The organism is Burkholderia sp. L-4 (assembly GCF_056856535.1).
In genome coordinates this window covers 2,758,366-2,781,294 of record NZ_JBXEOX010000001.1, presented here as the reverse complement: position 1 = coordinate 2,781,294, position 22,929 = coordinate 2,758,366, and the positions used below count along the sequence as shown (strand labels likewise).

Below are 22,929 nucleotides of genomic sequence, written 5' to 3'. Positions count from 1 at the left end.
TCAGAAGTTCTGGTAGTAGACGTACGACGTTTGCTTCACGCGCGATTCCTGCTGCTCGGCGCGCTCTTCGAGATCGATCGGCTGCTTGTCCCACAGCAGGGAACGGCCCTTGCGCTGCTCTTCTTCGAGCGTCGGCTTCTGCTGCTTGAGCTGGTTCAGGAATTGCGTGACGTCGGACTGGTACGGCATGGCTGGATCTTCCGTTTCGGGCGGCGCACGATGCGCCGGATTCGCGATGGCGGGATTTTACCGCATCGCGGGGAACAGCCGGCGCCAATCGCGCGTCGAATCCGCGGGTCGGCCGCCGGCGTGCGGGGTTCGGCGGTCGTGCCGGACCCTGCACTCTTTCACAATCGTTTGGCTTTGGCGCCCGCGCCCTGTGGTCAAATACAGGGTTTTCCACGAAACCGTAACAATCCAGGACGGCGAGGTCATATTTGGCGGGGCAGTCGAACCAGCAAGCACCTACGGTGCATCACGCGGGCCCGCGCGTGGCGCGCGGTCGCGCCGGCGCCGCGGCCGGCATCGCGCGGGCGGCCCTCGCCGGGTGCCTCGCCGCGTGCTTCGCGCTGCCGGCCCACGCGAAGTACGACGTCGACATCGACGCGCCGCGCTCGATCCGCAAGCTCCTCAAGTCGCATCTCGATATCGCGCGCTTCGCGAAGCGCGACGACATCAGCGACGACCAGTTCGACTTCCTCGTGACCGCCACGCCGCAGCAGGTGCGCGACCTGACCGCGACGGCCGGCTATTTCTCGCCGGTCGTGCGGACCGACGTGCGCACGCGCGACGGCAAGCGCGACGTGCGCATCGCGGTCGATCCGGGGAAGCAGACCGTCGTGTCGACGGTCGACCTGACGTTCAAGGGGCCCGTCGACACCGAGGATCCGAAGCAGGAGGCCGCGACCCGTTTCGCGTTCTCGCTGAAGCCGGGCGACCCGTTCACGCAGTCCGACTGGGACGGCGCGAAGGACGCGGCGCTCAGGCAGCTGCAGTCGCGCCGTTATCTCGGCGCGAAGATCGCGTCGTCCGAGGCACGCATCGATCCGCGCACGCAGCGCGCGACGCTCGCGGTCACGTTCGACAGCGGCCCGACGTTCACGATCGGCAAGGTCGACGTGGACGGCGTGCGCCGCTATCCGGAGAAGATCGTCACGAACGTCAATCCGCTGTCGGAAGGCGAGATCTACGACGTGCGGCGGATCACCGAACTGCAGCGGCAGTTGCAGAACACGCCGTACTACGCGAGCGTCGCGATCGACGTCGGCGACGATACGTCGAAGCCCGAGCGCACGCCCGTGCACGTGAAGGTCAGCGAGTTCCCGTACAACAACATCCGCGGCGGCGTCGGCTTCGCCACCGATACCGGGCCGCACGTGCAGGGCTCCTACACGTATCTCGACACGTTCGGCGCCGCGTGGCCGCTGACGGTGTCGGGCCGGCTCGACCAGATCCAGCAGTACGGGCAGGTCCAGCTGTCGATGCCGCCGGGCGAGAAGGGCTGGACCAACAGCCTGCTCGCGTCCTATACGAATACCAACGTGTCGGACACGCGCATCTACAGCGCGCGGGTCGGCGCGCAGCGCACGCGCACCGGCCAGTTCATCGACTATTCGTATTCGCTGATGTTCTACCAGGACCGGCTCGACCAGAACAGCGCGGGGCCGACCACGAGCCGCGCGCTGGTGCCGCAATGGGCATGGACGCGCCGCAACGTCGACGATCCGCTGTTCCCGCGTTCGGGGAACCTGATCCACGCGGAGGCCGGCTTCGCGGTGAAGGGCGTGCTGACCGACCAGAGCTTCATCCGCGGCTACGCGCGCGGGCAGCAGTACCTGCCGGTCGGCAAGCGTGACCTGTTCGTGTTCCGCGCGGAGCTCGGCGGCGTGTTCACGAGCGGCAGCTCGACCGGCGTGCCGGCGTCGCTGCTGTTCCGCGCGGGCGGCTCGAACTCGGTGCGCGGCTACGGTTACCAGAGCATCGGCAACAGCGTGGGCGGCTCCGTGCTGCCCACCAAGTACCTGATGACGGGCACCGCCGAATACCAGCACTGGTTCAACCGCGACTGGGGCGCCGCGACCTTCTTCGACATCGGCACCGCGACCGATGCGTGGGGCGAGCGCGTGTTCTACCCGGGTGTCGGCGTCGGCGCGCGCTGGCGCAGCCCCGTCGGCCCGATCAACGTCGACGTCGCGTACGGGCTGCGCAACCATAGCGTGCGCCCGTACCTGACGCTCGGCATCGCTTTCTGACCGTACCGCTTCATCGACGACGAACCGCATGACGAAGGACCCGAACGACACGCCGCCGCCTCACGATCCGGACTCGCCCGACGGCGCGCCCGACACGCCGCCGCGCGTGCCGCGCCGCGGCCGGGTGGTGCGCATCGCCGCATGGACGTTCGCGACGGTCGTGCTGCTCGTCGTGCTGGCGCTGGGGCTCGTGCTGGGCGCGGTGACGACCGAGCGCGGCACGCGGCTCGCGTGGCAGGTGGCCGGGCACGTGCTCGGCACCCGGCTTGCGGGGACGCTGGAAGGCGGCTCGCTCGCGACCGGCGTGCGGCTGCGCGGCTTCGCGTGGACGAGCCCCGACGGGTCGGGCACCGAGGTTCGGATCGACCGGCTCGACGGCCGATGGGCGCTCACGCGTGCGCCGTGGCGGCTGTCGATCGCTTATCTGCGCGCCGGCACGATCGACGTGCGGATCGCGCCGGGGCCGTCGACGCCGGGCACGACGCCGCAGGACCTGAGCCTGCCGCTGCAGTTGCGGATCGACGACCTGCGCGTCGATCACCTCGCGATCCACGACGGCGGCTCGACGACGCAGCTCGATCACCTCGCGCTGAGCGGCCGCAGCGACGGGCGCCACCACGAACTCGTGCTCGACGGCGTCGATACGCCGTACGGCGCGCTGACCGCGCGCGCGAAGCTCGACGGCGTGAAGCCGTTCGCGCTGAGCGGCGAGGCGACCTACGCCGGCAAGCTGTCGGACGAGCCGGTCGACGCGCGGGCCCGCGTGTCGGGCTCGCTCGAAGCGCTCGTCGCCGACGTCGACGCGAGCGGGATGAAGCTGAACGGGCGTGCGCACGTCGAAGCGGCGCCGTTCGGCGACGTGCCGCTCACGCGCGCATCGCTCGCATTCGATCACGTGAACCCGCAGGCGCTTTCGCCCGGCGCGCCGGCAGCCGATCTCGCGGTACGCGCGGCACTCGCACCGGTGACCGCGCCGGCCGGCGCGGCGCCCGTGAAGGGGTTCGCGGTGACGGGCCCCGTGTCGATCGTCAACGCGAAACCGGGCACGCTCGGCGACCATCTGCTGCCGGTGATCGATGCGCATGCGAACGTGCATCTCGACGCGCACGCGCAGCGGATCGACGATCTCGCGCTGAAACTGATTCGCGACGGCAGCGTGACGGGCAACGGCACGCTGAAGGGCGGCAAGGGCCGCTTCGACCTGAAGGTCGCGAACCTCGACCTGAACGCGTTCGTCGCCGAGCTGCGGCCGATGCGTCTCGGCGGCCCCCTCGGCGTGACGCTCGCGGGCGACGCGACGACCGTCGACTTCAACCTGAACGACCCGAAGCTCGCGCTCGGCGCGCGTGCGAAAGTCGCGCTGACGCCGCAGCAGACCGTGCTGACCGATGCGCGCGTGACGGCCGGCAAGGGGCGTATCGACCTGACGGGCGTGTTCCGCCACGACGCGCATTCAAGCTACGACGCGAAGGCGACGCTGACGGCGTTCGATCCGCTGCTGCTCGCCGCGATGAGCGCCCCGCAGGCCGGCGGCGGCAAGGCGCCCGCCAAGGCGGCCAAGGCGCCGACCAAGCACGGCGAGACGCGCGTGTCGGGCACGCTGACGGCGTCGGGCGCGTTCGCGCCGCAGGTCTCGACGAAGGCGACCTTCAAGCTCGGCGACAGCCTGTACGACGGCGTGCCGCTGACCGGCGCCGGCGTCGTGCAGCTCGCCGGTTCGCGGATCCTGCCGAGCAACGCGAACCTGTCGATCGCGGGCAACCACGTCGACCTGCGCGGCAGCTTCGGCGCGCCCGGCGACCGGCTGCGCTTCGTCGTCGACGCGCCGCAGCTCGACCGGCTCGGCTTCGGCATCGAAGGGCTCGTGCAGGCGCAGGGCGACCTGACGGGCAGCTTCGCGCATCCGAACGTGACGGCCACCTACAAGGCCGAGCGCGTCGTCGTCGGTTCGAACCGGATCGGCGCCGCGCAAGGCCGCGCGGACATCCGCGACGGCGCGCACGGCGCACTCGTGTTCACGGCCGACGCGACCGACATCGCGCTCGGGTCGTTCAAGCTGAAATCGCTGCGCGCGAACCTCGACGGCACGCGCGCGAAACATACGCTCGACGCGTCGGCGCTCGGGATGGCCGACGGCCGCGTGATCGACCTGACGCTCGCGGCGAATGGCGGCGTGGTCGAGAATCGCGACGGGATGCGCTGGGACGGCACCGTCACGCGTCTGGCCAATCGCGGTACGCCGGCCGTCGCGCTGCAGGCGCCGCTGACGGTGTCGGCCGGCGCCGGCCGCGTGACGCTCGGCGCGACGCGGCTCACGCTCGAAGGCGCGGCGATCGACCTGAAGTCGTTCGTGTTCGATCACGGCCAGATGCGCTCGGCCGGTTCGGTGAGCGGCGTGTCGGTCGCGCGGTTCCTCGAGGTTCGCCAGGAACTGACCGGCCAGCGGCCGCCGGTGCGGACCGACGTCGTGCTCGATGCCGACTGGGATTTCTCGCTCGGCGCGAACGCGACGGGCCACGTGCAGGTGAAGCGCCGCGGCGGCGACGTGACGATCGAGAGCGGGCGCGGCATCGCGTCGCTCGGGCTCACCGACCTGTCCGCGCGCGCGAGCTTCACGCCCGGCAACCGGCTCAACGTGACGGCGCTCGCGAAGGCGAGCCGGATCGGCACGCTCGATGCGAACGTCACGGTGCCGTTCGCGCTGCGCGACGGCGTGTTCGGGGTCGTCAACGACGGGCCGCTGTCGGGCCGCATCGACGCCGACATTCCGGCGCTGAAGACGACCGGCAACCTGTTCGGGCCGAGCTATCTGCTGGGCGGGCGCGCGGCGCTGAAGCTGACGGTCGCCGGCACGCCCGCGAAGCCGAACCTGTCGGGGATGCTGACGGGCGACGATTTGTCCGCGACGCTGATCGACCAGGGCGTGCAGCTGAAGGACGGCATCGTGCGCGTGAAGCTGTCGGACAACCTCGTCGAATTCCAGCAGGTCGAGTTCCACGGCGGCGACGGCACGCTGCGCGCGCTCGGCCGCGTGCGCCTCGACGGCGAGGCGCCCGACCTGACCGCGAGCATCGTCGCGGACAAGCTCGAACTGTTCGCGGCGCCGGACCGCAAGCTGTCGCTGTCGGGCAAGGCGACCGTCGCGAACGACGGGCCGCGCGGCGCGCTGTCGATCGACGGCAAGTTCGTGGTCGACCGCGCGCTGTTCGACCTGCCCGAGGAATCGGCGCCACACCTGTCCGACGACGTCGTGATCGTGCAGCCGGACGGCACGGTGCGCGGCGAGACGCCCACCGGCACCGCGGCCGCGAAGCCGAAGCCGGCCGGGGACAAGCCGGCGCCGTCGCTGGCGCCGCGCGCGAACATCGACATCGGCCTCGGCAACAACTTCCGCTTCAAGGGCCACGGCGCCGATCTCGGGCTGCGCGGCACGATCACCGTGATGAGCGCGCCGGGCGTGCCGTTGCGCGCGGTCGGCAACGTGCGCGTGACCGAAGGCTCGACGTACACGTCGTTCGGCCGCAAGCTCGCGATCGAGAACGGCTTCTTCACGTTCAACGGCCCGGTGTCGAACCCGGGCGTCAACATCCTCGCGATGCGGCGCAACCAGGAGGTCGAGGCCGGCGTGCAGGTGACGGGCACGATCCAGTCGCTGACGGTCAAGCTCGTGTCGGAGCCGAACGTCACGGACAACGAAAAGCTGTCGTGGCTGCTGTTCGGGCACGGCACCGACCAGGGCAACAACGTCGGCCAGCAGGGTGCGATGACGGCGGCGCTCGGGCTGCTCGGCAGCGTGACCGGCAAGCGCGTCGCGCAGACCTTCGGCCTCGACGAGGTCTCGGTCGGCCGCAGCGAAGTCGGCCTGACCGATCCCCAGGTCGTGCTGGTGTCGAAGGCGATCAACGAGCGGTTCGTGCTCGGCTTCGAGCAGGGGCTGCAGTCGGCGAGCAACGCGTTCAAGGCGACGATCAACCTGACGCGCTTCTGGTCGGTGTCCGCGTACGGCGGCACGTTCCAGGGCGTCGACCTGAACTACACGCGTCGTTTCGACCGGTGGTTCGGCAGCGACGCCGCGCGCACGCGGCGTTCCGAGCAGCCATGAAAAAAACCCCGCACGATGCGTGCGGGGTTTTTCTCTTGCGCAAGCGGCGGCGCGTGCGGCTTACTTCACGCGCATGCCGGGCTTCGCGCCGCTGTGCGGCTCGAGGATGTAGAGGCCCGGCTCCGCCTTCTCGTCGGTGGCCGACGCGGCGAGCACCATCCCTTCGGACAGGCCGAACTTCATCTTGCGCGGCGCGAGGTTCGCGACCATCACCGTCAGCTTGCCGACGAGCTGCTCGGGCTGGTAGGCGGACTTGATGCCCGAGAACACGTTGCGGGTCTTTTCCTCGCCGACGTCGAGCGTGAGCTGCAGCAGCTTGTCCGAGCCTTCGACCGCCTGGCACGCGACGATCTTCGCGATGCGCAGGTCGATCTTCGCGAAATCGTCGATCGAGATCGGTGCGTCGTCGGCGCCGTTCACGGCCGCCTGCTTCGCGTTCGCCTTGGCATTGTTCTTCGCGTCCTTCGCGGCGTTGGCGCCCGCGGCGGCCGCGCCGGTGGCCTCGGCCTGCAGCGAATCGCGGTTCGCGGCGAGCAGCGCCTCGATCTGCTTCGCGTCGACGCGCGTCATCAGGTGCTGGTACGCCTTGATCGGCTGCGCCGACGACAGCGGCTTCGCGGCATCGGCCCACGCGAGCGGCGCGATGCCGAAGAATGCCTCGACGGCTTCGGCGACGCGCGGCATCACCGGCTTCAGCGCGAGCGACAGCAGACGGAACGACTCGAGGCTCACGCTGCAGGTTTCATGCAGCGCGACCGCGTTGGCCGGATCCTTCGCGAGATCCCACGGCTTCGCGCCGTCGACGTACGCGTTCACTTCGTCCGCGAGCTCCATCGTGTGGCGCAGCGCGCGGCCGTATTCGCGTGCTTCGTAGTGCGCGGCGATCTGCGGAATCGCGTCGCGCAGCTTCGCGACGAGCGGGTGGTTCATCGCGCTGTCCTGCACGCGGCCGTCGAAACGCTTGATCAGGAAGCCGGCCGCGCGGCTCGCGATGTTCACGTACTTGCCGACGAGGTCGCTGTTCACGCGCGCCTGGAAGTCGTCGAGGTTCAGGTCGATGTCTTCCATCGTCGCATTCAGCTTCGCGGCGAAGTAGTAGCGCAGCCATTCGGGGTTCAGGCCCGTGTCGATGTAGCTCTGCGCGGTGATGAACGTGCCGCGCGACTTCGACATCTTCGCGCCGTCGACCGTCAGGAAGCCGTGCGCGAACACGTTGGTCGGCGTGCGGTGGCCCGAGAACTCGAGCATGGCCGGCCAGAACAGCGTGTGGAAGTACAGGATGTCCTTGCCGATGAAGTGGTACTGCTCGGCCTTCGAGCCCGGACGAATCCATGCGTCGAAGTCGACGCCGTTGCGATCGCACAGGTTCTTGAAGCTCGCGTAGTAACCGACCGGCGCGTCGAGCCACACGTAGAAATACTTGCCGGGCGCGCCCGGGATCTCGAAGCCGAAATACGGCGCGTCGCGCGAGATGTCCCAGTCGGCGAGCTTGGACTCGCCGGCGTCGCCGAGCCATTCGCGCATCTTGTTGGTCGCTTCGGGTTGCGCGAGGCCGCTCACCCATTCGCGCAGGAACGACTCGCAGCGCGGATCGGACAGGCGGAAGAAGTAGTGCTTCGACGTCTTGCGCACCGGCGTCGCGCCCGATACGACCGAATACGGGTTCAGCAGTTCGGTGGGCAGGTAGGTCGAACCGCACACTTCGCAGCTGTCGCCGTACTGATCCTTCGCGTGGCACTTCGGGCACTCGCCCTTGATGAAGCGGTCCGGCAGGAACATTTCCTTGACCGGGTCGTACGCCTGCTCGATCTCGCGCTCGGCGATCAGGCCGGCTTCCTGCAGCGCCAGATAGATCTTCTCGCTCAGCACGCGGTTCTCGTCCGAATCGGTCGAGTAGAAGTTGTCGAATGACACGCCGAAGCTGTCGAAGTCGCGCTTGTGTTCGGTCCACACGCGCTCGATCAGCTGCTTCGGGGTCAGGCCTTCCTTCTCCGCGCGCAGCATGATGGGCGTGCCGTGCGTGTCGTCGGCGCCGATGTAGTAGACCTCATGGCCATGCATTCGCAGCGTCCGCACCCAGATGTCGGTCTGGATGTACTCGACCAGGTGGCCGATGTGGATCTGCCCGTTGGCATAGGGCAGTGCGGACGTGACGAGGATCTGGCGGCTGCCTTGCGGCGCCGCAGCCTGCACGGAAGTGAGGTCGGATGCGGACATAGGGTCTGTAGAGGAACAGCGGAAAAACGACGGGAAAGTGCGATTCTAGCAGGGGCGCGCATCGGCGCGGCGGGCGGGCGCCGCGGACCGCGCGCCGGAGGCGGCGGAGCAGCGCAAGCGGCGTGCCCGGTGGTGTTGTGCTGCAATGCAGCACGAATTCTGCGGGCAAAAAAAACCGGGGCGGATACGGCCCCGGAGCAACAACGACAAGAGGAGAATGGTGACGCGCCGGCAACACCAGCCGCGTACCGTAAATACTGACCACGGCCTGCGACAGAAGTTCGAAAATTTTTTCGATTTGTTACCGGGTCCGCCGGAAGGCTTGTCCGGCGGGGCTGCGCGGGCGGTCTGCCCGCGCATTCTCCTTGTCGCGTGCTTACTGCGCCTGCGCTGCGCGCAGGTAGATTTCGACGCGGCGGTTCTGTGCGCGGCCGGCTTCGGTCGCGTTGTCCGCGATCGGGTTCGATGCGCCCATGCCTTGCGCCGACAGGCGGCCGGCGTTCACGCCGCGCTGCGCGAGCGCGTTCACGACGCTTTGCGCGCGGTTCTGCGACAGCGTCTGGTTCAGCTGGGCCGAACCCGTGCTGTCGGTGTAGCCGACGATCGAGGCCGTCACTTGCGGGTTCTGGTTCAGCGTCGTGGCCAGGTCGTTCAGCAGCGGCGTGAAGGCCGGCGTGATCGCGTACTGGTTCGTCGCGAACGTGACCGCGCTCGGCACGTTCAGCTTCAGCGAGCCGTCCGGCTGCTCGGTGACCTGCGTGCCCGTCTTCGCTGCCGACGGTGCGAGCTTGTTCTTGATCGCCTGCCAGTTGTAGCCCGTCACGCCGCCGACCAGCGCGCCGACGCCTGCGCCGATCGCTGCGCCCTTGCCGCCGCCCGCCAGCGCGCCGATGCCCGCGCCCAGCGCCGCACCCGTGCCGGTACCGACGGCCGTGTTGTTGCCTTGCTGCGTGGCGCAGCCTGCCAGCAGTGCGCCGGCCAATGCGAAGACGGACAAGCGGGTCGCGATTTTCATGTTCATCTTGGATTCCTCTCTTGGTTGAACGAGTCGACAACGACGACAACAACAGTTACGGCTCCCTGCGCGGGCCGCCCGAAAAAGGAGGGCAGGCCTGCGCTTGCGGCAGCCGCCGAGGCGGCCGCATGCCCTGTCCGCCAGCGTGGCTGTTCGGACAGCGCGACGCGTCAGCCTCTACAATATAGGCGGTGAGTGGCCGATTTGGCCCTATAGCGTGCCGCACGCGAAGAGTGCGCCGGGTTGCGCGTTCGCGCAATGGCATGCAACAGATTCTTTCACTTTTCCCGATTTTCGCAGCGTAATTTGATATTTTTTGACGTTTGCGCGCGAGAAAAACGTTTTCACGGAGTTTCGATGAGCATTGACCGGGCACAAGTCGACGCCGCACTGGCGGCAGTCGTCGACCCCAATACCGGCCGCCCGTATGCGGCGAACAAGGGCGTGCGCAACGTCGCGATCGACGGCGATGTCGTGACGCTCGACGTGGTGCTCGGTTACCCCGCGCGCAGCCAGCACGACGACGTGCGCGCACGCGTCGCCGCGGCGCTGCAGGCCGTGCCGGGCGTGCGCGACGCGCGCGTCGCCGTGTCGCAGGAGATCGTCGCGCACACTGTGCAGCGCGGCGTGAAGCTGTTGCCGAACGTGAAGAACATCGTCGCGGTCGCGTCGGGCAAGGGCGGCGTCGGCAAGAGCACGACGGCCGTGAACCTCGCGCTCGCGCTCGCGGCGGAAGGCGCGTCGGTCGGGATCCTCGATGCCGACATCTACGGTCCGTCGCTGCCGACGATGCTCGGCATCCACGGCCAGCGCCCCGAGTCGCCGGACAACCAGTCGATGAACCCGCTCGTCGGCCACGGGCTTCAGGCGAACTCGATCGGCTTCCTGATCGAGGAAGACAACCCGATGGTGTGGCGCGGCCCGATGGCGACCTCCGCGCTCGAACAGCTGCTGCGCCAGACCAACTGGCGCGAACTCGACTACCTGATCGTCGACATGCCGCCCGGCACCGGCGACATCCAGCTCACGCTCGCGCAGCGCGTGCCCGTCACCGGCGCGGTGATCGTCACGACGCCGCAGGACATCGCGCTGCTCGACGCGAAGAAGGGGCTGAAGATGTTCGAGAAGGTCGGGATTCCGATCCTCGGCATCGTCGAGAACATGAGCATCCACATCTGCTCGAACTGCGGCCACGAAGAGCACATCTTCGGCGCCGGCGGCGCCGAGCGGATGGCGAAGGACTACGACGTGAACGTGCTCGGCAGCCTGCCGCTCGACATCGCGATCCGCGAGCGCGCCGACAGCGGCACGCCGACGGTGGCGGCCGATCCGGACGGCGCGCTGGCGCGCCGCTACCGCGATATCGCGCGCGGCGTCGCGCTGGCGATTGCCGAGCGATCGCGCGATATGACGTCGAAGTTCCCGTCGATCGTTGTTCAAAATACGTAAAACCCTTGCGGGGCGGGGCCTTACGCTGTTTACGGCGCCGCGAGGCGCGGTATCATGGCGACTTTTCCCGGGTCCCTTTACCCGCCCGGCGCGGCCGTCGTATCAAACGGCCGCCAGCCGGCATGAGGATCGAATGAAACAACGACATCACGGCGTGCGCGCCGGCCGCGCGCAGCGCGCGCTGCTGGCCGCCGCCGCGCTGGGCCTGCTGGCCGGCTGTACCTCCTTTTCCTCGTCGTACGAAAAACGGGCCGACGCACAACTGCTGCCGACGGTCGGCGCGCAGGCGCGCGGCGCGGTGACGTTCGTCGAGCGCCCGGACGGCGTCCAGGTCACCTACAACCTGGCCGGCCTGCCGCCGAACAGCGATCATGCGCTGCAGGTGCACGAACGCGGCGACTGCAACGCGGGCGACGGCTCGAGCGCCGGCCAGGTGTTCGCGCCGGCCGCCGATCGCCTGCGCGCGGGCGCCCGCGTCGCCGGCGATCTCGGCAACATCCATGCGGACGCGAACGGCGTCGCGGCCGGCTTCATCGTCGCGCCCGATCTGGCCCTCGACGGCGTGCGCTCGGCGATGAACCGCGCGGCGCTGGTGCACCGCGACCCGAGCGATCCCGCGTTTCCGCAGCATGGCGCGGGGCCCGCGCTGGCCTGCGGCGTGATCCGTTGACGGCCGCCGCGTGCGTGCGCCGATGATCGCGTAAAATATGCGCCTTTCCCGGCCGCCGCCTTGCGCGCGCGGCCCTTCCTGACTGTCACGCAGCGTTTCCTGGCGCCCCCTATGAGCATCAAGTCCGACAAGTGGATTCGGCGCATGGCCGAAGAGCACAAGATGATCGAGCCGTTCGTGCCCGATCAGGTTCGCGCGTCCGAGGACGGCCGCCGGATCGTCAGCTACGGCACGTCGAGCTACGGCTACGACATCCGCTGCGCAGACGAATTCAAGATCTTCACGAACATCAACTCGACGATCGTCGATCCGAAGAACTTCGACGAAGGCTCGTTCGTCGATTTCAAGGGCGACGTGTGCATCATCCCGCCGAACTCGTTCGCGCTGGCCCGCACCGTCGAATATTTCCGCATCCCGCGCACCGTGCTGACGGTCTGCCTCGGCAAGTCGACCTATGCGCGCTGCGGGATCATCGTCAACGTGACGCCGTTCGAACCCGAGTGGGAAGGCTACGTCACGCTGGAATTCTCGAACACCACGCCGCTGCCCGCGAAGATCTACGCGAACGAAGGCGTTGCGCAGGTGCTCTTCTTCGAGAGCGACGAAGTGTGCGACGTGTCGTACGCCGATCGCGGCGGCAAGTATCAGGGGCAGCGCGGTGTCACGCTGCCGAAAACCTGATCTGGTTGCATAACGTCTCACCAGTTTTCGGGTGACCGCTGCGCGTGACGCGCCGCGGTCGTTCTTTTTGGAGAATCGCCCATGAAGTTTCGTTTTCCCGTCGTCATCATCGACGAAGATTTCCGCTCCGAGAACATCTCGGGCTCCGGCATCCGGGCGTTGGCCGAAGCGATCGAGAAGGAGGGCGTCGAAGTCCTCGGCCTCACGAGCTATGGCGATCTGACGTCGTTCGCGCAGCAGTCGAGCCGCGCGTCGTGCTTCATCCTGTCGATCGACGACGACGAACTCATGCTCGGCGAGACCGGCCAGGACGGCGAGCTGCCCGAACTCGCGACCGCGATCATCGAGCTGCGCGCGTTCGTCACCGAAGTGCGCCGCCGCAACGCGGACATCCCGATCTTCCTGTACGGCGAGACGCGCACGTCGCGCCATCTGCCGAACGACATCCTGCGCGAGCTGCACGGCTTCATCCACATGTTCGAGGACACGCCGGAGTTCGTCGCGCGCCACATCATCCGCGAGGCGAAGGTCTATCTCGACTCGCTCGCGCCGCCGTTCTTCAAGGAACTCGTCAAGTACGCGGACGAAGGCTCGTACTCGTGGCACTGCCCGGGCCACTCGGGCGGCGTCGCGTTCCTGAAGAACCCGCTCGGCCAGATGTTCCACCAGTTCTTCGGCGAGAACATGCTGCGCGCGGACGTCTGCAACGCGGTGGACGAACTCGGCCAGCTGCTCGACCACACGGGCCCGGTCGCGGCGTCCGAGCGCAATGCGGCGCGCATCTTCAGCGCCGACCACCTGTTCTTCGTGACCAACGGCACGTCGACGTCGAACAAGATCGTCTGGCACGCGACGGTCGCGCCGGGCGACATCGTGCTGGTCGACCGCAACTGCCACAAGTCGATCCTGCACGCGATCACGATGACGGGCGCGATCCCCGTGTTCCTCACGCCGACGCGCAACCACTTCGGCATCATCGGGCCGATCCCGCGCGACGAATTCAAGCCGGAGAACATCCGCAAGAAGATCGAGGCGAACCCGTTCGCGCGCGAGGCGCTGCGCGAGAACCCGGACATGAAGCCGCGGATCCTGACGATCACGCAGAGCACGTACGACGGCGTCGTCTACAACGTCGAGATGATCAAGGATCTGCTCGGCGACCTGCTCGACACGCTGCACTTCGACGAAGCGTGGCTGCCGCACGCGACGTTCCACGATTTCTACCGCGACATGCACGCGATCGGCGACGGCCGTCCGCGCACGGGCGCGCTCGTGTTCGCGACGCACTCGACGCACAAGCTGCTCGCGGGCATCTCGCAGGCGTCGCAGATCGTCGTGCAGGACTCCGAGAACCGCACCTTCGACAAGCACCGCTTCAACGAGGCGTACCTGATGCACACGTCGACGAGCCCGCAGTACGCGATCATCGCGTCGTGCGACGTCGCGGCCGCGATGATGGAGCCGCCGGGCGGCACCGCGCTCGTCGAGGAATCGATCGCCGAGGCGATCGACTTCCGCCGCGCGATGCGCAAGGTCGACGCCGAATACGGCGACGACTGGTTCTTCAGCGTGTGGGGCCCGGACAACCTGTCCGAGGAGGGCATCGGTTCGCGCGACGACTGGATGCTGAAGCCGAACGACCACTGGCACGGCTTCGGCCCGCTCGCGGAAGGCTTCAACATGCTCGACCCGATCAAGGCGACGATCATCACGCCGGGGCTGGACGTCGACGGCGAGTTCGGCGAGACGGGCATTCCGGCCGCGATCGTCACGAAGTACCTGGCCGAGCACGGGATCATCGTCGAGAAGACCGGCCTGTACTCGTTCTTCATCATGTTCACGATCGGCATCACGAAGGGCCGCTGGAACTCGATGGTGACCGAGCTGCAGCAGTTCAAGGACGACTACGACAACAACCAGCCGCTGTGGCGCGTGCTGCCGGAATTCGTCGCGCAGCATCCGCGCTACGAGCGCGTCGGCCTGCGCGACCTGTGCACGCAGATCCACGACGTGTACCGCGCGAACGACATCGCCCGCCTGACGACGGAGATGTACCTGTCGGACATGGAACCGGCGATGAAGCCGTCGGACGCGTTCGCGAAGCTCGCGCACCGCAAGATCGACCGCGTGCCGCTCGACGAGCTCGAAGGCCGCGTGACGAGCATCCTGCTGACGCCGTACCCGCCGGGCATTCCGCTGCTGATCCCGGGCGAGCGCTTCAACAAGACGATCGTGAACTACCTGCGGTTCGCGCGCGACTTCAACGAGCGTTTCCCGGGCTTCCACACCGACATCCACGGCCTCGTCGCGGAAGAAGTGAACGGCCGCGTCGAGTACTTCGTCGACTGCGTGCGCGACTGATGGCGACGCACGGACGAATCCGGGCGATGCGCGCGGCGCTGGCCGCGCTCGTCGTCTGGGCGGCAGGCGCGGCGGGACTGGCAGGGTCGGGCGTCGCGCACGCGGAAGTCGCGGCGGCCGATCCGATCGACGTCGCGATGCGGCAATGCCTCGCGCGGCGCGACCGGTCGTCGCCGGCCGGCCAGATCCAGTGCATGGGCGAAGCGCAGCAGCAGTGGCAGGCCGTGATGGACGGCGCGTACCAGCGCCTGTTGAAGGACGCGCCGGCCGATGCGAAGCGCGGCTGGCAGGACAGCCAGCGCCATTGGCTCACCTGGCGCAAGGACGAAGTGCATTTGCTGAAGGCCGTATACGACACGACGCGCGGCACGTCGTATGCGATGTCGAGCGCCGACCTGCAGTTGCAGCCGGTGCGCGATCGCGCGCTGGCGCTGCGCGGCGCGGCCGATCGTTATGCGCCGCCCGCCGCGGTACCGGTCGCGGGCGCGAGCGGCGCGCAGGGCGGCACGAACGCGGCGCAGGCTGCCGCGGCCACACCGAACGCGAAGCCGGCGGCAAACGCGCCGCGCGGTCCGGCCGTGCGCCGCGTGCGGCCGTGCGAACAGGATGCCGCGTGCGAGCACGCGCTGTTCGACCTGAACCGCTATTACCAGAAGCTGCGTCGCAAGATGCCGGCCCACTCGGCCGCGACGCTCGTGCGTGCGCAGCGCGCGTGGGTCGGGTTCCGCGACGCGACGGCGCCGCTCGTCGGCGAGGACGGGCGCGTCGACCTGATCGGTGCGCGCATCGCGACGATGAAGCGGCTTTCCGAGACGGCCGGCAACAAGTAAGGACCATCGCGACGCCGGTCGTTCGGCGGCACGACGAAACGGGCACCCTCGGGTGCCCGTTTTGCATGGCGCGGCGCGCGGGGATGCCTAGGCGGGCTGCGACGTGCCCTGCAGGCCGAACCACGACGGCACGAGCGCGACCGCATCGTCGAGCGAGGCGAGCACGTGCAGGCTCAGCGCGACGATCTCGGGCGTCGGCGCCTTCAGGTCCGGCACGGTGACGACCGATGCGCCGGCGCCGGCGGCCGACTGGGCGCCGAAGTCGCTGTCCTCGAATGCCACGCAGCGGTGCGCCGGCACGCCGAGGCGTTCGGCCGCGAGCCGGTAGACGGCCGGGTCGGGCTTGCCGCGCGCGACTTCGTCGCCGCCCGCGATCGCGCGGAAGAACGGCAGCACGCCGACCGCATCGAGCCGCGCGCGGATCACGTCGCCCGCGGACGACGACGCGACCGCGCATGGAATGCCGGCTTGCGCGAGCGCATCGAGCAGCGCGAGCGCGCCGGGCTTCAGCGGAAACTTCGGATGCGGCTCGGGCGCCGCGAGTTGTTCGCGCACGCGGGTGCGCACGGCATCGAACGTCTCGGGCTGGCCGATCAGCCGCGCCAGGATGACCTGGCCTTCGGCGAACGAGCGGCCGACGATCTGCAGGTAGTCGGCGACGGTCAGCACGACCCCGTGCGCGTTCGACACGTCGATCCACGTGTTCATGATGGTCCGCTCGGAATCGACGAGCAGGCCGTCCATGTCGAAGAGCGCGGCGGAAAAAGTCATCGGCGGCATCCGGGAAGCAGGGCGGGCGATGGGCGGCGCGACGGCCGCCCGAATGAAAAACGGACGCCGAAGGCGTCCGTCCATGACGGCAGGCGGTTACCGGCCCAGTGCGGCGCGGGCTGCCTTGACGGCCGCACGCACCTGGTCGGGCGCGGTGCCGCCCGGGTGGTTGCGGCTCGCGACCGACCCTTCCAGCGTCAGGTAGCCGAACACGTCGTCGCCGATCAGGTGCGCGACGTTCGGCAGTTCCTGCTTCATCTCGTCGAGCGTCAGGTCGGCGAGGTCGATGCCGCGGTCGTCGCAGATCTTCACCGCGTGCGCGACGGCTTCGTGCGCGTCGCGGAACGGCAGGCCGCGCTTCACGAGGTAGTCGGCGAGGTCGGTGGCGGTCGAGAAGCCCTGCAGCGCGGCCGCGCGCATCGCGTCCGGCTTCACGGTGATGCCCGCGACCATCTCGGCGAAGATCCGCAGCGTGTCGGCAACGGTGTCGACCGTGTCGAACAGCGGTTCCTTGTCTTCCTGGTTGTCCTTGTTGTACGCGAGCGGCTGGCCCTTCATCAGCGTCAGCAGCGCCATCAGGTGGCCGTTCACGCGGCCCGTCTTGCCGCGCGCGAGCTCGGGCACGTCCGGGTTCTTCTTCTGCGGCATGATCGAGCTGCCGGTGCAGAAGCGGTCGGCGATGTCGATGAAGCCGACGCGCGGGCTCATCCACAGCACGAGCTCTTCGGAGAAGCGCGACACGTGCGTCATCACCAGCGCCGAGGCGGCCGTGAATTCGATCGCGAAGTCGCGATCGGACACCGCGTCGAGCGAGTTCGCGCAGATGCCGTCGAAGCCGAGCGTCTTCGCGACCGCATGACGATCGATCGGATAGCTCGTGCCCGCGAGCGCGGCCGCGCCGAGCGGCAGGCGGTTCACGCGCGTGCGGCAGTCGCGCATGCGTTCCGCGTCGCGCGTGAACATCTCGACGTACGCGAGCAGGTGGTGGCCGAACGTGACGGGTTGCGCGACCTGCAGGTGCGTGAAGCCGGGCATGATCGTGTCGGCGTTCTGTTCCGCGAGGTCGATCAGCGCGCCGCGCAGGTCGTTCAGCAGGCCGCCGATGCGGTCGATCTCGCCGCGCAGCCACAGGCGGATGTCGGTCGCGACCTGGTCGTTGCGCGAGCGGCCCGTGTGCAGGCGCTTGCCGGCATCGCCGATCAGCGCGGTCAGGCGCGCCTCGATGTTCAGGTGGACGTCTTCGAGGTCGAGCTGCCATTCGAATTCGCCGCGCTCGATCTCGCCCTTGATCTGTGCCATTCCGCGTTCGATCGCGGCCAGGTCGTCGGCGCTGATGATCTTCTGCGCGGCGAGCATGTTCGCGTGCGCGAGCGAGCCGGCGATGTCGACGAGCGCGAGGCGCTTGTCGAAAAACACCGACGACGTATAGCGCTTGACCAGTTCCGACATCGGTTCCGAGAAGCGGGCCGACCAGGCCTCGCCCTTTTTGTGCAGTTGGGACGTCATGGCGATTCTTCGAAGGGGAGTTGGGCAGCGTGCGCCGCCGAGGGAATCCTGCAATTCTAACATTCGCGGGCCTGCCGGCCGTGGCCCGCGCGGGCCGGCCCGCTCAGTCGCGCACGAGCACGACCAGCTTCAGGTCCTCGCGGTGCGCGGGCTTCAGCGTGATCTGCTGGTACACGAGGCGGCCGTCGGCCGGATGGTCGAATTCGCGCCGCCCGCCTTCGCGTTCGAACACGTCCTGCGACGCCCAGTACTGCGCGAACGCGTCGCTGCCGGCGGTCAGCGCGTCGATCAGCGCGCGCGTCGGCGCGTCGGCCAGGTGGCGGATCGAATCGGCGCGGAATTCGGCCGCGAGCCGCCGGGCGCGGGTTTCCCAGTCGACGATCAGCGTGCGCGCGGCCGGCGACATGAACGTGAAGCGCAGCAGGTTGCGGTCGTGCTCGCCGTCGAGCCAGCCGGAAAAGAGCGCGGCGGCCGGCGCGTTCCACGCGAGCGCGTTCCATTGCCGGTCGAGCACGTACGCGGGCGTCGCGATCGCCGCGACGGTCGCGGCGAGCGTCGGCGGCAGGTCGCCGCCCGCGACGTCGGGCTCGGCCGGATCGCGCTGCGCGGCCAGCTCGAACAGGTAGGCGCGCTCGGCCTTCGACAGTTGCAGCGCGACGGCGATCCGCGCGAGCGCGTCGGCCGATGCGGACACCGGGCGGCCCTGCTCGATCCACGTGTACCAGGTCGGGCTGACGCCGCACAGCTGCGCGACTTCCTCGCGCCGCAACCCCGGCGTACGGCGGCGCGGGCCGGGCGGCAGCCCGACGGCCTGCGGCGACAGCCGCTCGCGATGGGCACGGATGAATTCGCCGAGCGCACGGGCGGGCGTGGCGTCGAGCGGCGGGACGGAGGCGGAGGACGGCTGGTTCATGCGGAAACGGCAAAAGGGAAGCGGGGGCGCGGCAACGTTCAGGCAGGTGGATTGAATACCAGAATAACTGCTTAACTTGTACTGGTACAGACGCGGGCCTATTGTAGCGGGTCGCACGCTGGCAGGGCAGCGGGCGTCCCACCAAACGTGTTGCAGGGGGCCGGAATGCGCGCTGGCGCATCCATGCCGGCCGCTTGCGCAAGAGAAAGGAGCGAACGATGAAACACCACGACCAGGTCGCCGACGCATTCGGCACGACGGCCGCCGCCTATCTGACGAGCACGGTTCATGCGACGGGTGCCGACCTGCGGACGCTCGCCGACGCGGTGAGTGCGACGCCCGAGGCCGCGGTGCTCGATCTCGGCTGCGGCGCCGGCCACGCGAGCTTCGCGGTCGCGCCGCACGTACGCGACGTGGTCGCCTACGATCTCGCCGCGCCGATGCTCGCGACTGTCGATGCGGCCGCGCGCGAGCGCGGGCTCGCGAACATCCGCACGCAGCAGGGGCCGGCCGAGCGGCTGCCGTTCGATACCGCGACGTTCGACTGGGTCGTGAGCCGGATGAGCGCGCACCACTGGCACGACCTGCGCGCGGCGCTCGCCGAGGTGCGCCGCGTGCTGAAGCCGGGCGGCCGCGTGCTGATGATCGACATCGCCGGCAACGACCATCCGCTCCTCGATACGTACCTGCAGGCCGCGGAAGTGCTGCGCGACGCATCGCACGTGCGCGACTACCGGGCGGACGAATGGCTCGCGATGTTCCGCGAAGCCGGCTTCGACGCGCAGGTACACAGCCGCTGGCGGCTGCCGATCGATTTCGACACGTGGGTCGCGCGCATCCGCACGCCGGCCGACAGCGTGACCGGCATTCGCGCGCTGTGGGCGCACGCGCCCGACGAGGTGCGCGGCTACTACGCGGTGCAGCCCGACGGTTCGTTCGAGCACGACGCGCTGCTGATCGACGCGCATTGAACGCGCGGCGCGCCGCGCCATGAAAAAAGCCGCGACACGCGCTCGTGCGTATCGCGGCTTTCGCGTCCAGGCCGGCGCGGAACGCGCCCGCGCCGCGGGCGGATCAGCCGGTGTTGCGCAGGCCGGCCGCGATCCCGTTGATCGTCAGGTGGATCCCGCGGCGCAGCCGCGCGTTCGTGTCGCCCGCGCGGTGACGCTTGATCAACTCGACCTGCAGGTGGTTCAGCGGATCGAGATACGGGAAGCGGTTCTTGATCGAGCGCGCGAGCAGCGGGTTGGTCGCGAGGCGGCCTTCCTGCCCGGTGATCTCCGCGAGCGCCTGCGACGTGCGCTCCCATTCCGCGACGATCCGCTCGAACACGTGCTTGCGCAGCTTGCGGTCGGACACGAGCTGCGCATAGCGCGATGCGACCGCGAGATCGGTCTTCGCGAGCACCATGTCCATGTTCGACATCAGGTTCGAGAAGAACGGCCAGGTCTTGTTCATCTTCTTCAGCAGCGTGACGCGCTTCGTGCGTTCGGCGTCGTCCCCGGCGCCGTCGAGATACGCGCTCACCGCGCTGCCGAAGCCGTACCAGCCCGTCAGCAGCAGCCGGCACTGGCCCCACGAGAAGCCCCACGGAATCGCGCGCAGATCCTCGATCCTGCGCTGCTTCGGATCCTGCAGCTTGCGCGATGCCGGGCGGCTGCCGATGTTCAGCTCGGCGATCTCGGTGATCGGCGTCGACGAGAAGAAGTAGTCGGTGAAGCCCGGGGTCTCATAGACGAGCGCGCGGTACGCGGCCATCGCCGAATCGGACAGCGTCTGCATCGCGGCTTCGAACGCGGGCAACTGCGCGGGCGCGTTCGACTGCGGCAGCAGCGACGCCTCGAGCGTCGCGGCGACGACGGTCTCCAGGTTGCGCCGGCCGATCTCGGGGTTCGCGAACTTGCTCGCGATCACCTCGCCCTGTTCGGTCAGGCGGATCTGGCCGTTCACGGTGCCCGGCGGCTGCGACAGGATCGCCTGGTAGGTCGGGCCGCCGCCGCGGCCGACCGTGCCGCCGCGGCCGTGGAACAGCCGCAGCGTGATCTTGCGGGCGCGGAACAGGTCGACGAGCGCGAGTTCCGCGCGGTACAGCTCCCAGTTCGACGTGAGGAAGCCGCCGTCCTTGTTGCTGTCCGAGTAGCCGAGCATCACTTCCTGCTCGGCGCCCTGGTGGGCGATCAGCGCGTCGATGCCCGGCAGTGCGAAGTATTCGCGCATGATGCGCGCGGCGTCGCGCAGGTCGGGAATCGTCTCGAACAGCGGGATCACCATCAGGCTGTTCCTCGCGTCGCCGCCCGGCACGCCGAGCGCGCCCTCGAGCAGCCCCGTCTCCTTCTGCAGCAGCAGGACCTCGACGAGGTCGCTGACGGTTTCCGTATGCGAGATGATGTAGTTGCGCACCGCGCGCGCGCCGAATTGCGCGCGGACTTCGCGCGCCTTCTCGAACACGCCGAGCTCGCTCTGCGCGAGCGCCGAGTATTCGAAGTACGGCGAGCGCAGCGGGCGCGGGTCGGCGAGCGCGGCGAGCAGCACACGCAGCTTGTCTTCCTCGGCGAGCGCCGCGTAGTTCGCCTCGACGCCCGCGCGCGCGAACAGTTCGGCGACCACCGCTTCGTGGATGTCGGAGCTCTGGCGCAGGTCGATGCTCGCGAGATGGAAGCCGAATACCTCGGCCGCGCGCACGAGCGGCGCGAGGCGCGGCGCGGCGAGCGACGTGCCGTGGTGTTCGTCGAGCGAGGCGGTCAGCACCTTCAGGTCGGCGACGAACGCCTCGGAATCCGCATAAGGGATCGCGCGCACCGGCGGCGCGCCGCGGCCCGCGCTGCGCACGGGCACCGTGCCTTCGCCGACGCGCACGCGCGCGCTCGCGGCAAGCCGCGTGTAGATGCCGATCAGCGCGCGGCGATACGGTTCGTCGACGCGGTGCGGCGACTGGTCGGGCGAGGCGGCCGCGAGCGCCTTCACCGCGTCGTTCGCGCCGACCAGCAGGTTCGACACCGACAGCTCGGCGCCGAGCTTGTGCACCTGTTCCAGGTAGTGCTCGAGGATCACCGCGGCCTGGCGGTTGATCGCCTCGTCGAGCGTCGCGGCGGTCACGTTCGGATTGCCGTCGCGGTCGCCGCCGATCCAGCTGCCCATCTGGAAGAACGCGGGCACGCGCGCGGACAGGCCGTGCTCGGCGAGCGCGGCCTCGATGTCGCCGTACAGCGCGGGTAGCTCGTCGAGGAACGTCGCGCGGTAGTAGGACAGCGCGTTCTCGATCTCGTCGCCGACCGTCAGGCGCGCGTCGCGCAGCATGCGGGTCTGCCACAGCGCGGTGACGCGCGCGCGCAGCATCGCTTCGTTGTACTGGCGCTCGCGCGCGGTCAGTTCCTGGTCGCGCTCGGCGAGCAGGCGCGCGATGTCGTGCTGCGCGTCGAGGATGCTCTTGCGCTGCACTTCGGTCGGGTGCGCGGTCAGCACCGGCACGATCAGCGCATCGTCGAAGAAGCGCTGCAGCAGGCGCTTCGACGCGTTGCCGGTCGTCTTCAGCTGTTCGAGCGCGTACGCGACCGTGCCCGGTTGCGACGCCGAGCCCGCCAGCGCATGGATGCGGCGGCGGCGGTTGTGGTGGCGGTCTTCCGCGATGTTCGCGAGATGCGAGAAATAGCTGAACGCGCGCACGACGCTCACCGTCTGTTCCGGCGTCAGCTTGCGCAGTTTCTTCTCGAGCGTCTGCGCGGCTTCGTTGTCGTCCTCGCGGCGGAACTTGACCGCGGTCTGGCGGATCGTCTCGACGACGTCGAATACCGTATCGCCTTCCTGCTCGCGCACGACGTCGCCCAGCAGGCGGCCGAGGAAGCGGATGTCTTCGAACAGCGGACGGTCCTTGTCCTCGCGCGTGCGCGTGCCGGCCTTCGGCGCGGCGGCCGTGCGGGCGGCGGCGCCGGCGGCTTTCGTCACGCGTTTTGTCTGACGTATCGGGTCTTTCGGTTTCGTTGCCGTTTTCGCACGGCCGTTCGCGGCGGTGGCGACGGTGTCCGTCGAGGCGTCGGAGGAGGACAGGGCAGCATTGCGGCGCGCCGTGCGCGCCGATCCGGAAGACTTCACGATGGGTTTCCTTGGGAAAGCTCGAGTCAAAAGGAACTGCGGAAACTGCGGGAACTGCGGTCAAGCAACCAGC

15 protein-coding genes are annotated in these 22,929 nt (G+C 68.8%); 8 read left to right on the top strand and 7 right to left on the bottom strand.

Annotation, left to right across the window (positions count from 1 at the left end; all coding sequences use genetic code 11):
- Positions 1-189: a DUF3460 family protein gene (locus AC1VVG_RS12930; RefSeq protein WP_006478107.1), complete on the bottom strand. Its 189-nt coding sequence runs from the start codon at positions 187-189 to the stop codon at positions 1-3.
- A gap of 248 nt (positions 190-437) precedes the next feature.
- On the opposite strand from AC1VVG_RS12930, the gene AC1VVG_RS12925 reads away from it, so the two are divergent.
- Positions 438-2,252: an autotransporter assembly complex protein TamA gene (locus tag AC1VVG_RS12925; protein ID WP_034186259.1), complete on the top strand. Its 1,815-nt coding sequence runs from the start codon at positions 438-440 to the stop codon at positions 2,250-2,252.
- 28 nt (positions 2,253-2,280) lie between these two features.
- Positions 2,281-6,354 carry a translocation/assembly module TamB domain-containing protein gene (locus AC1VVG_RS12920; protein ID WP_482835723.1) on the top strand — a complete coding sequence of 1,358 codons (4,074 nt, stop codon included), beginning with the start codon at positions 2,281-2,283 and terminating at the stop codon, positions 6,352-6,354.
- Positions 6,355-6,414: 60 nt separating this feature from the next.
- On the opposite strand, the gene metG is transcribed toward AC1VVG_RS12920, so the two are convergent.
- Together metG and AC1VVG_RS12910 are read right to left on the bottom strand one after the other, a co-directional pair.
- On the bottom strand, positions 6,415-8,571 hold the full coding sequence (gene metG / locus AC1VVG_RS12915) for a methionine--tRNA ligase (RefSeq protein ID WP_034186257.1): 2,157 nt from the start codon (positions 8,569-8,571) through the stop codon (positions 6,415-6,417).
- 376 nt (positions 8,572-8,947) lie between these two features.
- Entirely contained in the window at positions 8,948-9,592 is a 645-nt protein-coding gene (locus AC1VVG_RS12910; RefSeq protein ID WP_034186256.1) for a YiaD family glycine zipper/OmpA-like lipoprotein, read from the bottom strand.
- A 351-nt stretch (positions 9,593-9,943) separates the two neighbouring features.
- Between AC1VVG_RS12910 and apbC the strand changes: the two genes are divergently transcribed.
- The 5 genes from apbC (at position 9,944) to AC1VVG_RS12885 (ending at position 15,577) form a co-directional block, all read left to right on the top strand.
- Complete coding sequence (apbC, locus tag AC1VVG_RS12905; RefSeq protein WP_034186255.1) at positions 9,944-11,035, top strand: iron-sulfur cluster carrier protein ApbC; 1,092 nt, start codon at positions 9,944-9,946, stop codon at positions 11,033-11,035.
- 133 nt (positions 11,036-11,168) lie between these two features.
- A complete protein-coding gene (gene sodC / locus AC1VVG_RS12900; RefSeq protein WP_482835722.1) occupies positions 11,169-11,705 on the top strand; it encodes a superoxide dismutase [Cu-Zn] in 537 nt (178 codons plus the stop codon).
- Between the two features lie 111 nt (positions 11,706-11,816).
- The gene (dcd, locus tag AC1VVG_RS12895; RefSeq protein WP_006398615.1) at positions 11,817-12,386 is read left to right on the top strand and encodes a dCTP deaminase; all 570 of its coding nucleotides are present in this window, start codon (positions 11,817-11,819) and stop codon (positions 12,384-12,386) included.
- An 81-nt stretch (positions 12,387-12,467) separates the two neighbouring features.
- Positions 12,468-14,747: an arginine/lysine/ornithine decarboxylase gene (locus tag AC1VVG_RS12890; RefSeq protein ID WP_034186253.1), complete on the top strand. Its 2,280-nt coding sequence runs from the start codon at positions 12,468-12,470 to the stop codon at positions 14,745-14,747.
- Positions 14,747-15,577, top strand: a complete 831-nt coding sequence (locus AC1VVG_RS12885) for a lysozyme inhibitor LprI family protein (RefSeq protein ID WP_049034414.1) — start codon at positions 14,747-14,749, stop codon at positions 15,575-15,577. Before AC1VVG_RS12890 ends, AC1VVG_RS12885 begins: the two co-directional genes overlap by 1 nt.
- Before the next feature lie 87 nt (positions 15,578-15,664).
- On the opposite strand, the gene AC1VVG_RS12880 is transcribed toward AC1VVG_RS12885, so the two are convergent.
- From AC1VVG_RS12880 to AC1VVG_RS12870, 3 genes are all read right to left on the bottom strand, one after another.
- Complete coding sequence (locus tag AC1VVG_RS12880; RefSeq protein ID WP_049034415.1) at positions 15,665-16,348, bottom strand: HAD family hydrolase; 684 nt, start codon at positions 16,346-16,348, stop codon at positions 15,665-15,667.
- A 96-nt stretch (positions 16,349-16,444) separates the two neighbouring features.
- Positions 16,445-17,854 carry an argininosuccinate lyase gene (gene argH, locus AC1VVG_RS12875; protein ID WP_059560384.1) on the bottom strand — a complete coding sequence of 470 codons (1,410 nt, stop codon included), beginning with the start codon at positions 17,852-17,854 and terminating at the stop codon, positions 16,445-16,447.
- A gap of 103 nt (positions 17,855-17,957) precedes the next feature.
- A complete protein-coding gene (locus tag AC1VVG_RS12870; RefSeq protein WP_034186250.1) occupies positions 17,958-18,767 on the bottom strand; it encodes a helix-turn-helix transcriptional regulator in 810 nt (269 codons plus the stop codon).
- A 218-nt stretch (positions 18,768-18,985) separates the two neighbouring features.
- Between AC1VVG_RS12870 and AC1VVG_RS12865 the strand changes: the two genes are divergently transcribed.
- Positions 18,986-19,738 (top strand): class I SAM-dependent methyltransferase, encoded by a 753-nt coding sequence (locus tag AC1VVG_RS12865; protein ID WP_034186249.1) that lies wholly within the window; start codon positions 18,986-18,988, stop codon positions 19,736-19,738.
- Positions 19,739-19,841: 103 nt separating this feature from the next.
- On the opposite strand, the gene ppc is transcribed toward AC1VVG_RS12865, so the two are convergent.
- Positions 19,842-22,856 (bottom strand): phosphoenolpyruvate carboxylase, encoded by a 3,015-nt coding sequence (ppc, locus tag AC1VVG_RS12860; protein ID WP_034186248.1) that lies wholly within the window; start codon positions 22,854-22,856, stop codon positions 19,842-19,844.
- Positions 22,857-22,929: the final 73 nt, after the last annotated feature.